Source organism: Pseudomonas sp. GW821-FHT11G12, assembly GCF_058808055.1.
The window spans coordinates 148,329-160,815 of record NZ_JBXARH010000006.1; the positions used below are offsets into that span (position 1 = coordinate 148,329).

Sequence of the window (12,487 nt, forward strand, 5' to 3'; positions counted from 1 at the left end):
CATGAAGTTAGCCATTGTCACGGCCTGCCCGAACGGCATGGTCACCAGTGTGCTGTGCGCCCGGTTGCTGGATGCTGCGGCCCAGCGTCAGGGCTGGAGCACCAGCGTCGAAGTGGTGGATGCGGCGCATCCGGAACGCGAATTGTCGGCGGCGACGATCGAGGCGGCGGAGTGGGTGTTGCTGGTGACCACCGGATCGGTCGACATGACTCGATTCGTCGGCAAACGGGTCTACAGGATTGCCCCGGCGCAAGCGCTGCAGGATGTCGAAGCGGTGCTGCGTCGCGGTGCCGAAGAAGCCGAAATTCATGTTGCCAGCGAAGTTGCACCGACGGCCGCTGAGCAACGCGCACCTCGCATCGTCGCTGTCACCGCGTGCCCGACCGGCGTCGCCCATACCTTCATGGCGGCCGAAGCCTTGCAGCAAGCGGCCAAGCGCCTGGGCTATGAGTTTCAAGTGGAAACCCAGGGCTCGGTCGGCGCGCGAAATCCACTGAGCGCGACGGCAATTGCCGAGGCCGAGGTGGTGCTGCTGGCAGCGGATATCGAAGTCGCCACCGAGCGTTTCGCCGGCAAGAAAATCTACCGCTGCGGCACCGGAATCGCGCTGAAGCAATCCGAGGCCACGCTGAAAAAAGCCCTGGCCGAAGGCAAGCAGGAAAGCGCCGCGAGCGACGGCAAGGCCCCGGCCAAACAAGAGAAAACCGGCGTTTACAAACACCTGCTGACCGGTGTGTCGTTCATGCTGCCGATGGTGGTGGCGGGCGGCTTGATGATCGCCTTGTCGTTCGTGTTCGGCATCACCGCGTTCAAGGAAGAAGGCACGCTGGCGGCGGCGCTGATGCAGATCGGTGGCGAGACCGCGTTCAAATTGATGGTGCCGTTGCTGGCCGGTTACATCGCCTACTCGATTGCTGACCGTCCGGGTCTGGCGCCGGGGATGATCGGCGGTTTGCTGGCGAGCACCCTGGGCGCCGGATTCATCGGCGGGATCGTCGCCGGTTTCATCGCTGGTTATGCGGCGAAGCTGATCAGTCGTTATGTGGCGTTGCCGCAGAGTCTGGAAGCGCTGAAACCGATTCTGATCATCCCGCTGTTCGCCAGTCTGATCACCGGGCTGGTGATGATTTACGTGGTCGGCAAACCGGTGGCCGGGATGCTCGCGGCGCTGACGCATTTCCTCGACAGCATGGGCACCACCAACGCGATCCTGCTCGGTGTGCTGCTGGGCGGCATGATGTGTGTCGACCTCGGCGGGCCGATCAACAAGGCCGCCTATGCGTTCTCGGTGGGGCTGCTGGCCTCGCAGAGTTATGCTCCGATGGCCGCGACCATGGCCGCCGGCATGGTGCCGCCGATCGGTCTGGGTATCGCCACCTTCATCGCTCGGCGCAAGTTCGCCCAGACTGAACGCGAGGCGGGTAAGGCGGCGCTGGTGCTGGGCTTGTGCTTCATTTCCGAAGGGGCGATTCCGTTTGCCGCGAAAGACCCGTTGCGGGTGATCCCGGCGAGCATTGCCGGCGGTGCGCTGACCGGTGCGCTGTCGATGTACTTCGGCTGCAAGCTGATGGCGCCGCACGGTGGCCTGTTTGTGCTGGCGATCCCGAACGCGATCAACCATGCGCTGTTGTATCTGCTGGCAATCGTCGCGGGCAGCCTGCTGACGGCGGTGGTGTATGCGCTGGTCAAGCGGCCGGAAGCCGTCGAACTGGCGCTGGCGCCCGCCAACGCCTGAGGTGTCATACCCGCTTCATCTGGTGATGGTTAAGTTTTCCTTTTTTCAGGGAGAACAGCATGAGCGATTTCAACCTCGGTCGCCGGCGCGTGATGCAAGTGGTCGGCGCCGGTTTGCTGATGCCAGGGCTGGCGCCGGCCGTGATCGCCTCGGTGAAGGATCGACCGCAACTCACCGACGGCGTGCAGTCCGGCGACTTGCAGGGCGATCGGGCGATGATCTGGAGCCGCAGCGATCGTCCGGCGCGGATGGTGGTGGAGTGGGACACCCGCAGTCAGTTCCGCCATCCGCGACGTGTCATCTCCGCGTTGGCCGACGCGCGCAGCGATTTCACCGCCCGCGTCGAACTCACCGGATTGCCCGCCGATCAGGCGATTTTCTACCGCGTGTATTTCAAGGACGCCCAGACGGGGGTTGCCAGCGAACCGTGGCTCGGCCACCTGCGCAGTGCACCGACCGCACGGCGCAATATCCGCTTCGTGTGGAGCGGCGACACCGTCGGCCAGGGCTTCGGCATCAACCCCGATATTGGCGGCATGCGCATCTACGAATCCATGCGCATGCGCCTGCCGGACTTCTTTATCCACAGCGGCGACACGATCTACGCCGACGGCCCGGTGCCGGCGCAACTGACCACTGAGGGTGGCCGGATCTGGCGCAACCTCACCACGGAAGCCAAGAGCAAGGTCGCCCAGACCCTCGACGACTATCGCGGCAATTACCGCTACAACCTGATGGACGAAAACATCCGCCGCTTCAACGCCGAAGTGCCGCAGATCTGGCAATGGGATGACCATGAAGTGGTCAACAACTGGTCGCCGGGCAAACAGCTCGACGAGCGCTATCAGGAAAAAGATATCCACACCCTGGTCGGCCGTGCGCGTCAGGCCTGGCTCGAATATTCGCCGATGCGCCGTCAGGCAGCGGACGGTGGCGGGCGGATCTATCGCAAGCTGAGCTACGGGCCGATGCTCGATGTGTTCGTGCTCGACATGCGCAGTTATCGCGGCGCCAACGACGACAACCTCGGGGCGGAAAAACCGTTCCTCGGGCGCGAGCAATTGAACTGGCTCAAGCGCGGATTGAAGGCATCGAAAGCCCAGTGGAAAGTCATCGCCGCCGACATGCCGATCGGCCTTGGCGTGCCGGACGGCGAAGTCAGCCCCGGTGTGCCGCGTTGGGAAGCCGTGGCCAACGGCGACCCCGGCTCGGCTCAGGGACGTGAACTGGAAATCGCCGAACTGCTGGGCTTTCTGCGGGCGCAGCAGGTGCGCAATTTCGTGTTCCTGACGGCGGACGTGCATTACTGCGCGGCGCATCACTATCACCCGGATCGGGCCGCGTTCCAGGATTTCGAACCGTTCTGGGAGTTTGTCGCAGGGCCTCTGAACGCCGGGAGTTTCGGGCCCAATCCGCTGGACAAGACCTTCGGCCCGGAAGTGGTGTTTCAGAAAGCACCGCCGACGCAAAACGCTTCACCGTTTGCCGGGTTTCAGTTTTTTGGCGAGGTGAACATCGAGGGGCAGAGCGGGGAGTTGAGTGTGGTGTTGCGGGATCTGGATGGGGTGGCGGTGTTTGAGCAGAAGCTGCAGCCAGTCTGAATGCAGTGGACCTGTGGGAGCAGGCTTGCTCCCACAGGAATGCAGGTGAATCAGTAAACGTCGCGGCGATAACGACCCTGTTCGATCAGGCGTTCGACTTCGGCGGCGCCAAGCACTTCATTGAGCACCTGATCCACCCCTGACGCCATGCCTTGCAAGCTGCCGCAGATGTAGATCACGGCACCGTCCGCCAGCCACTTCTTCAATTCACCGGCCGATTCGCGCAAGCGATCCTGCACATAGATTTTCTGCGCCTGATCCCGCGAGAACGCCAGGTCCAGTCGGGCCAGATCGCCGTTGATCAGCCACTCTTCGAGTTCTGCACGACAGAGGAAATCGTGTTCCCGATTGCGCTCGCCGAACAGCAGCCAGTGGCGCTGCTGCCCGTCGGCAATCCGCGCCTTGAGCAAGCTGCGCAGGCCGGCAAGGCCGGTGCCGTTGCCCAGCAAGATCATCGGCACCGGCTGGTTCGGCAGATGGAAGCCGCTGTTGCGGCGTACCCGCAGACTGATACTGCCGCCTACCTGCGCATGTTCGGTCAGCCATCCGGAACCGATGCCGAGGGTGCCGTCAGAATGCTGTTCCTGACGCACGATCAATTCCAGCACGCCGTCGGCGGCAATCGAGGCGATCGAGTATTCGCGCATCGCCAGCGGCACCATCGCATCGACCAGCGCCTGGGCATGCAGGCCCACAAGATGGGCGCGGTGTTCGGGCAACTGGCGGGTGGCGAGGGCGACTTCCAGCGATTCTTCCAGGCCGTTGACCTTCACGCTGGTTTCGCCACGAATGCCGAGGCCGTCGAGGAAATGTTCGATGGCCCACGGGCAGTTGCGTGGCAACACTTCCACCAGATCGCCAGCGAGCCAGCTGCTGGTGTCAGGCGCCGAGAGACCCAGCAGGAAAACCGGTGAACCGCTGCTGTCAGGGTTCATCAGTTCGCGGCGTTCCAGCGTCCAGTTGCTGTAGCTCGGTGCCTGCCAGGTGTCGACCGGTGCTTGCCCGGTGATCAGGCCAAGTTGAGTCTGCCAGTGCCGCAGTGCGTAAGGATCGCCACTGTCGACTTCCACCGGGGCGAACAGGGTCTTGCCGCCATGCTCGCCGAGCCATTGATGCAGGCGTCGGGCGAAACCGCAGAAGTGCTGATACTGACGGTCGCCAAGACCGAGTACGGCGTAGTTGAGGCTGTCGAGGGTCGAGGCGTTGTTCAGCACTTTGCGCTCGAAGCCGCGAGCGCTGTCCGGTGCTTCGCCGTCGCCGAAGGTGCTGACCACGAACAGCGCGTTGTTGGATTCCTGCAGATCCTGCTCGCTGACATTGGCCAGCGGCTGCACCTTCACCGGCAATCCTGCTGCCTGCAACTGGCCGGCGGTCTGCCACGCCAGTTGCTCGGCAAAACCGCTCTGGCTGGCGAAACCGATCAACCATGCCGGGGTGTCACCGGTCGGTTGCTCGAGGCCTTGGCGGGCATCCTTGATCTGCTTTTTCTTGCGGCGGCGATCGAGGTACAACAGCCATCCGGTGATAAAGAACAGCGGCATCAGCACCGCTGCGACTGTCACGATGATCCGCCCGACCAGACCGAAATAGCTGCCGACGTGCAGCGCGTAAATGCTGGTCAGCAATTGCGCCTTGAAGCTTTTGTCGGCGTAGCGGTCGACGCGTTTGACGACGCCGGTGGCCGGGTCGAGGGTGATCTGGTTCAGCGCGCGCTCGTGGGGCGAGCTGTCGAGCAGATAGAACACGGTCGCCGGTTGACCGGCCACTGGTGGCATGCGGATGTTGTAGGAGGCGAGGCCCGGGCCGGCGGAGCTGTAGATGCTGACCCACATTGCGGCGTAATCGGCGGTCGGCGCCGGGCCTTCAGGTGCCGGGCCGCGTCCGCCGCGCACACGTTCGTTCTGCGGCGCATCCGACAGCAATTTCGTCAGTCCTTTGTTGTACCACTCGTAGGACCAGGACAGACCGGTTAGCGCCAGCAACAGGTAAACCAACATGCACCAGGTGCCGAACACCGAGTGCAGGTCCCAGTTGAAGCTGCGGCCCTTTTTCTTCCAGTCGAGGGTCAGCCAGACGCGCCAGCTGTTCCACTGGCGCGGCCAGCGCAGGTACAGGCCGGACAGGCAGAAGAACAGCAGCATCAGGGTGCAGGCGCCGGTGATGTTGCGGCCGGTATCGCCCATGGCGAGGAACCGGTGCAGCTGCAGCATCAGGCCGAAGAAATCCTGGCCGGTGGCCTCGCCCTTGAACTCGGCGGTGTAGGGATCGAAGTAGCGCATCTCGCCACGGCGCTCACCTTTCGGCGGGGTGAACCAGACGCGTCCGGCGCTGCCGCTTTCCGTTTCGACCGAGAGCATCGAGACTTTCTTGCCCGAGGCCGCTTCGATGTGCGCCACCAGATCGGCGGGCGGCAGGACGCCGGCCACCTGCTTCTCCACCTGCAACACGGATGGGTTGAGGGCTTTCAGGATCTCGTCCTGAAACGAATAGGCAGCGCCGGTGATGCCCATCAGGGCCAGCACCAGCCCGGCAGTGATGCCAAAAAACCAGTGCAACTGGAACAGGGTTTTCTTCAACACGTCGCTTGCCTTGTCCGTTCGGAAATTGTGTTCACGGCGTGCATTATGCCGTGGCTTATCGAGAAACGTTCTTTAATACGCACAAAAGCCCCGTTCAAGTGAATGAACGGGGCCCGAGGCTTCCGGCTTCTATCAGAAGTGGAAGTTGGTGCTCAGCAATGCCGTACGGCCCGCCGCCTGGTTGGCGAAGTGAGTCGAGAAGGCTTTGTCGTAGTAGGTTTCGTTGGTCAGGTTCTGCACGTTCAGTTGCAGGTCGACGTTCTTGGTCAGCTTGTACGCAGCCATCGCGTCGTAGCGAACGTAGGAATCGACCATGGTGGTGTTGGCCACGCTGCCGAACACGTCATCCACGTAGAACGCACCGCCACCGATGGTCAGCTTCGGCGTGACCTGGTAAGTGGTCCACAGGCTGGCGCTGTTTTTCGGCGTGTTAGGCAGTTCGTTGCCGTCGGTGGCACGGTTCAGCGGGCCGCCATCCACTTGCTCGCTGTCCATGTAGGCGTAACCGGCGAACACTTGCCACTTGTCGGTGATCTTGCCGCTGGCCGACAGCTCGATACCTTGTACACGAGTCTTGCCGGCGTTTTCGTACGACGTGGTATCAACCTGGACACGCGCGTTTTCTTTCTCGGTGCGGAAGATGTCGGCGGTCAGCGACAGGCGATCGTTCAACAGATCCCACTTGGTGCCGATTTCGTAGTTCTTGGTGGTTTCCGGCTCCATGTCGCTCTTGAGCAGGTTACCGTTGCGATCGGTGGTGCCGCCCAGCGGGTTGCCGTCCATGCCTTCGCCCAGGGTGTTGCCCGGTGGCGTGGCGGAAGTGGCGTAGGACGCGTAGATGCTGCCGTTCTCTGCCGGTTTGTAGACGATGCCGAACTGACCGGTGACGAACTCGCTGGTGTCTGCACCTTTGGCGGTGGTGGTGCCAGCGTTGTTGTAGGTGTGGTAGCCGGTTTCGAAGTGGTCGTAACGCAGGCCCATGTTCACCAGCCATTGCTGGGACAGTTCCAGGGTGTCGAACACATACAGCGCGTAAGTATCGGACTGGGTGTCAGTGCCGGCGTAGTTGCGCGAAATGGCGCCGTTCCACGGATCGTTCGGGTTCGGGTTCGACAGCGAGGTGCAGTTGTAGCCGCTCGACGCGCCGATCATCGACGGGGTGCAGTTGGTGCTGGACGGCACGTTGGTGGTGCGCGGCGTGGTATCGGTGTTGACGTTGTAAGAGGACTTGCGGCTTTCCTCACGGGTGTATTCGACACCGGTGGAGAAGCTGTTCTTGAACCCTGCAACGTAGAAGTTACCGAACAGGTCAGTCTGGTTGGTGGTGGTCTCGGTGTTGCTCACGCGAGTGTTCGCACGACGCCAGACGCTGCCGTTGTTGACGTTGCCCTTGCTGTCGTCCGGCTGGGTCAGGATGTAATCCTGCATGCTGGTGCCGTGACGCAGAGTGTTCTTGATGGTCAGCGAGTCATTCAGGTCATGCTCGATGGCGAACGTCGCAGTGTCGGTACGACCCTTGCGGAAGTCGCGACCGTCCAGACCGTAGAAGTTGCTGTGATCGCCGCCCGAGTACGGCTTGTCCGGATTGGACTTGGTACGTGCCGCCGAGCCGGCAGCCGGAATGGTGTACGGGATGCCCGAGTCCGGCGTGTCGTTGCTTTCGAGATGGTAGTAGTCGAGGTTGACGCGGGTGTCGGTGCCCAGGCCGAAGGCCAGGGATGGCGCGATGCCCCAGCGGTCGTAGTCGACGCTGTCGCGACCGGCAACGTTGCTCTCGTGGCTCATCAGGTTCAGACGGCCGGCAGCGGTGTCGCTGAACTGGTAGTTGCCGTCCAGGGTGTAGCGCTGGGTCTGGTCGGAACCCCAGGTGAAACCACCGTCGAACGAGTTGCCCAGGTGCGCTTTCTTGCTCACCAGGTTGATGCTGCCGCCCGCCGCGCCGCGACCGCCGATGGCGGAGTTCGGGCCCTTGCTGACTTCGATGTTTTCCACGGCGAAGATCTCGCGGCTCTGCGAACCGGTGTCGCGCACGCCGTCGAGGTAGGTGTCGCCCTGGGCGTCGAAGCCACGGATGAACGGACGGTCGCCCTGCGGGTTGCCACCTTCACCGGCACCGAAAGTGATGCCCGGTACGGTGCGCAGCGCGTCCTGCATGTTCAGGGCGCCGGTGTCCTTCAGGACTTGTTGCGGAATAACGGTGACCGAGCGCGGCGTATCGACCAGCGGCGCGGTGTACTTGGGTGAGGAGGCTTTCTCGACCTGGTAGGACGTCGAGTCCTGGGCTTCGCCGGTGATGGCGGTGGCGTCCAGGGCGATGGCATTGCCGGAGGCTTTGCTGTCGGTCTTTTCAGCGGCGAACACCATGTGGCCAGCGGAGCCGGCGGTGATTGCCACACCGATGGCGGAAGCGAGCAGACGTGGTGAACTGACCGGTAATTGTGCTTGTTGACGTGCCATTTTTATTCCCCTCCCCAAGGATTTGAGGCGGCGGAATATAGGGTAAACAGGTATTCGTATCAATTGCGAAATATTGCTATCCGCACTGAATTTACATTCTTTACAATTTAACCTTACGGTTTTTGCCAGTTCATTCGTCTAGCGGGTTTTACACAGCCAATAAGAATCAATACCATTGCCGCCTCTTTGCCATCAGGTGACTTCGACATGCTGCTGCACATCCCCGCTCTGTTCGAGAAAGACGAAGTGCGGCGCATCCGCGAGGCTCTGGAGCAGGCCGACTGGGCCGATGGCAAGATCACCGCCGGCTATCAATCGGCCAAGGCCAAGCACAATCTGCAACTGCCCGAAGGCCATCCGCTGGCCAAGGAAATCGGCGCCGCGATGCTTGAGCGCCTGTGGAAAAATCCGCTGTTCATGTCCGCCGCGCTGCCGCACAAGGTATTTCCGCCGTTACTCAACTGCTACACGGCGGGTGGCAGTTTCGATTTCCACATCGACAACGCCGTGCGCCAGCCCAAGGGCAGCATCGAGCGGGTACGCACCGATCTGTCGGCCACGCTGTTTTTCAGCGAACCCGAGGACTACGACGGCGGCGAGCTGGAAATCCAGGACACCTTCGGCACCCAGCGCGTGAAACTGCCCGCTGGCGACATGGTGCTTTACCCCGGCACCAGCCTGCATAAAGTCAACGCGGTGACTCGTGGCGCTCGGTATGCCTCGTTCTTCTGGACCCAAAGCCTGGTGCGCGAAGACAGCCAGCGTGCCTTGCTGTTCGAGATGGACGGTGCGATCCAGCAACTCACGCAAGACATGCCCGATCACCCTTCGCTGATCCGCCTCACCGGCACCTATCACAACCTGTTGCGCCGCTGGGTCGAGGTGTAAGTGACGGACTTTCGTTTGCGCCGCGAAGAAATCCTCGACGGCGAACGGCTCACCGCCATGCTCGAAGAAAGCCCGGCTCGCGCGGCTCAGGCCATTCTGATGGCGGCGGGCGAGGGCGTGCTCGAAGCGCAGGCGCTGCTCGGGCAGATTCTGCTCGATGGTCATGGGATTGCTCAGGATCAACCGCTGGCATTGCGCTGGTTTGAAATCGCCGCCGGGCAAGGTCATCTAATGGCGCGCAACATGCTCGGCCGCTGTCATGAACACGGGTGGGGTTGTGTGGCCGACGCCGAGCGCGCTGCGCGCCATTACCAAACAGCCGCCGACGCGGGGCTGGATTGGGCGATGTACAACCTGGCAAACCTGCACGCCACCGGACGTGGAATACCCGAAGACCAGGCGCTGGCCCTCGCCCTGTACCGCCGTGCTGCCGAGTCGGGGCATGCCAAGTCGATGAACCTGCTGGGCCGGTATCTGGAAGAGGGACGCCACTGTCCGCAAGACCTGCCAACGGCGCGCGACTGGTATCGGCGTGCGGCCGAGGGTGGCGATTTTCGCGGGCAGTTCAGTCACGCCGCGATACTTGCCGATGAAGGGCACATCGATGACGCACTCGGCTGGCTGCGCAAGGCTCTGGACGCGGGCAATGTGAATTTCCTGCGAGTCGCCAGCGTGTCTTTGTTGAATGCACGACATCCGCAAATTCGTGCAATGGCCGACGCTTATAAGTTGCGGCTGGCGGAGTTAGTTGCTTTGTAAGTATTTATTCTGCGGTGAGTTTGTTTTTTATCAAGTTGATATGGCTGTTCTCGGATAAGAGTCTGGGCGGATGGTTTGTTTGTCTTGATTGCTAATATTTGAATGCTTGTTGATTGTTGTCTTGCTGTCCTAAGGTTGTTTTGCGATGTCGGCGCTCAAGTTGGAATGAGTCGCTCGATGATGTCGTATATCTAAAACGACTTTTATTAAATATCCGAAGAAGACAAGGAGTCTCTTATGGAATTCAAGATGGACAGCAAGATTGTTGAGGCCGCCGCAAAGGCGCCTCGGGTGTTTGTAAGTGCTTCGCTCGGCGAGGGTGAAGAATACAATCGGGAAACCGGTATTCAATTAACCAAAGAACAGATCATCAGCCTGCGCAAGTATGAAGTGCTGGGGCTGTCGCTTCCCGTTCGACTGGCGGATGTCATTGCCTATCTGAACTATGGCGCCGGGGATGCAGGAGGCGTTGGGCTCAAGGCAACGGACTTTCTGCGGACATTTACCTATACCTACGATCATGCGAAACGCTGGTCGCCGTTGCGTGAAAAAATCATGCTCACCGGGACCGACCTGAAAATATTTGCCGGCAGCATTATTCGTACGGGTAAAGGCATCGTAGAGATCTACGAAGACCTGAAAGCCTCCAGGTATCTGGAGGAATACGATATCAATACGCCGGAAGAGTATCTGGAGCTGAAACGCACGATTCCGGGTCTTCCCGACCTGGGCTTGCCGTCCGGTGATGTTCCTGAAATCAAGGCCTACCTCAACGACATGCTGGCCAAGGTCATGCAGTGCCACGCGAAGGCCGAGCACGTCAGAGCTGAACTCGACAGTTTTGGCGCTGATATGCGCGAGATCGTGCTGCCAGAGATCAAGCTGCGACTGGAGTTTGTGTCTCGCAATACCTATCAGGCAGACATCCAGGCCCTGCAGGGCGAAATCGACCAGCGCTCGAAAGAAATCGATGAACTGAACAAGCAATATGATCAGTTGGTTCAGGAAGCGATCAGGTCGGCAGCCGCACTGAATATCGGTGGTTTGATTCTCGGCATCTATCAGGGCGTCAAGGCCGAAAAAATCCGCAAGGAGCGAAACAGGTTGAAGGCAGAGCAACAGGCTTCCAACCAGGTAATGGCCAGCAAAAACCAGACGCTGAGTTCCCTGAACAAAGTGCGCGATGATTTGCAGAACCTGAGCTATGTAGCGATTGAAGCTGAAGTCGCCACGCAAAACCTGATGCTGGTCTGGAATGCACTGAGTACCTATATCACTGCATCTGTCAAAGAAGTTGATCTGCTGCAGGAAGCAACTTCCTTGAGGAAGTTCAAGAACCAGATTCTCGGCATTATTGATCCGTGGGAGCAGATCAAGGTGAGTTCCGATCAGCTGTTGGGCGTGTTTGCTGCGGCAGATAAAGAGTATGGAAGCAGTTTTACGGTGTTCAGGAGCAAAGCAATGATGTTTTCGCCAAGTAATCATCCCGCCACTTCGGATTTTGATGTTACAGCTTTGCGTGCCCACGCGGCTGCCGTTCAAACAAGCAATGTCACTGCGCAAATGCTCGGTGAGCAGTTCAACTATCTGCCGGGTACCGTCCGCACAATGAATGGGCTGACAGTGGCTATCCAGAAAGCCACATTCGAACTTCGTAATCAGGCCCAGACAACAGGGATCAATCTGGAGCGTGCGCAGAACAAGCTGAAAATGTCTCAGGCCGAACTTCTCGAATATCCGGAAGACGCGGATGAAATCCGCGAGGAAATGGAAAGCGAACTCAAGAATGTATCGATGAACGTCTCCGAGCACGCGGACGATTTGAAGATGACGCACAACGGCTTGAGTACCGCCTATGACCGATCGGCGTCGGCGCAATGGATTGCAACGCTGCAGCAGGACCGGGCCTTCACGGAAGCCCTGAAGGTCAAGTCGGAAGAAAAAGTCGCCGATTTCGAAAAGCAGATGAAATCGGTGTCTGAAGCGCTCGACCTGCTCGCGAAAGCCGGGGTGGAGAAAATCGGTAAGGAAGCCCAGCTGACGCTGGATAACCTGAAAGCACTGGGGCTGGCGCCACCGCAGGTTCAAGTCGCGTTGTTCGCCATTGATACCTTGAAAAAAATGATCTCGGGTATTGGTGAGGCGATCTCTTATCTGAACATGCTGGCGGCTTACAACCAACTCAAGGAAAAAGCGGCTGATCTGAAGGCGCAGTTGAAGAAACACATCAACGATATTGCGCAGATCGATGGAAAGATTCACCTGGTGCAAGTCCTCGACCAACTGGACGAGGAGCGCTGGAGTTACGTGAATGAATTCTCGAATCTGGTGGCCGTATTCGAGTCCTTCGCCCGAGACTTCAAACAGGACAAGTCGCAGCCTGTCGAGCAGCGAACGGCTTCTGCCATCGCCCGTATTGCCGACGTCCGGCAGTATCTGAAAACGGTTCAGCAGTAAGGAGTCGAGGC

Annotated in this window: 7 protein-coding genes; 5 read left to right on the forward strand and 2 right to left on the reverse strand. The window is 60.0% G+C overall.

Annotated features, from left to right (window positions below; translation table 11 throughout):
- The first annotated feature begins 1 nt into the window (after nt 1).
- Entirely contained in the window at nt 2-1,735 is a 1,734-nt protein-coding gene (locus AC1RR7_RS19155; protein ID WP_102619408.1) for a PTS fructose-like transporter subunit IIB, read from the forward strand.
- Between the two features lie 59 nt (nt 1,736-1,794).
- Nucleotides 1,795-3,336, forward strand: coding sequence for an alkaline phosphatase D family protein (locus tag AC1RR7_RS19160; RefSeq protein WP_102619409.1), 1,542 nt, complete (start codon nt 1,795-1,797; stop codon nt 3,334-3,336).
- A gap of 50 nt (nt 3,337-3,386) precedes the next feature.
- Here the strand turns inward: AC1RR7_RS19160 and AC1RR7_RS19165 are convergent, their stop codons facing one another.
- A complete protein-coding gene (locus tag AC1RR7_RS19165) occupies nt 3,387-5,915 on the reverse strand; it encodes a PepSY domain-containing protein (RefSeq protein WP_493158182.1) in 2,529 nt (842 codons plus the stop codon).
- A 132-nt stretch (nt 5,916-6,047) separates the two neighbouring features.
- Nucleotides 6,048-8,372 carry a TonB-dependent receptor gene (locus tag AC1RR7_RS19170; protein WP_102619411.1) on the reverse strand — a complete coding sequence of 775 codons (2,325 nt, stop codon included), beginning with the start codon at nt 8,370-8,372 and terminating at the stop codon, nt 6,048-6,050.
- A 207-nt stretch (nt 8,373-8,579) separates the two neighbouring features.
- On the opposite strand from AC1RR7_RS19170, the gene AC1RR7_RS19175 reads away from it, so the two are divergent.
- The 3 genes from AC1RR7_RS19175 to AC1RR7_RS19185 all read left to right on the forward strand — a co-directional run bounded on the left by AC1RR7_RS19175 (nt 8,580) and on the right by AC1RR7_RS19185 (nt 12,476).
- Nucleotides 8,580-9,260, forward strand: coding sequence for a Fe2+-dependent dioxygenase (locus AC1RR7_RS19175; protein WP_085698411.1), 681 nt, complete (start codon nt 8,580-8,582; stop codon nt 9,258-9,260).
- On the forward strand, nt 9,261-10,019 hold the full coding sequence (locus AC1RR7_RS19180; protein WP_493158184.1) for a tetratricopeptide repeat protein: 759 nt from the start codon (nt 9,261-9,263) through the stop codon (nt 10,017-10,019).
- 237 nt (nt 10,020-10,256) lie between these two features.
- Nucleotides 10,257-12,476 (forward strand): alpha-xenorhabdolysin family binary toxin subunit A, encoded by a 2,220-nt coding sequence (locus AC1RR7_RS19185; protein WP_493158186.1) that lies wholly within the window; start codon nt 10,257-10,259, stop codon nt 12,474-12,476.
- Nucleotides 12,477-12,487: the final 11 nt, after the last annotated feature.

Excerpts from the sequence above, each read along its gene's own strand:
- AC1RR7_RS19155 (WP_102619408.1), top strand. The coding sequence starts at position 2 with ATGAAGTTAGCCATTGTCACGGCCTGCCCGAACGGCATGGTCACCAGT.
- AC1RR7_RS19160 (WP_102619409.1), top strand. The coding sequence starts at position 1,795 with ATGAGCGATTTCAACCTCGGTCGCCGGCGCGTGATGCAAGTGGTCGGC.
- AC1RR7_RS19170 (WP_102619411.1), bottom strand. The coding sequence starts at position 8,372 with ATGGCACGTCAACAAGCACAATTACCGGTCAGTTCACCACGTCTGCTC.
- AC1RR7_RS19175 (WP_085698411.1), top strand. The coding sequence starts at position 8,580 with ATGCTGCTGCACATCCCCGCTCTGTTCGAGAAAGACGAAGTGCGGCGC.
- AC1RR7_RS19185 (WP_493158186.1), top strand. The coding sequence starts at position 10,257 with ATGGAATTCAAGATGGACAGCAAGATTGTTGAGGCCGCCGCAAAGGCG.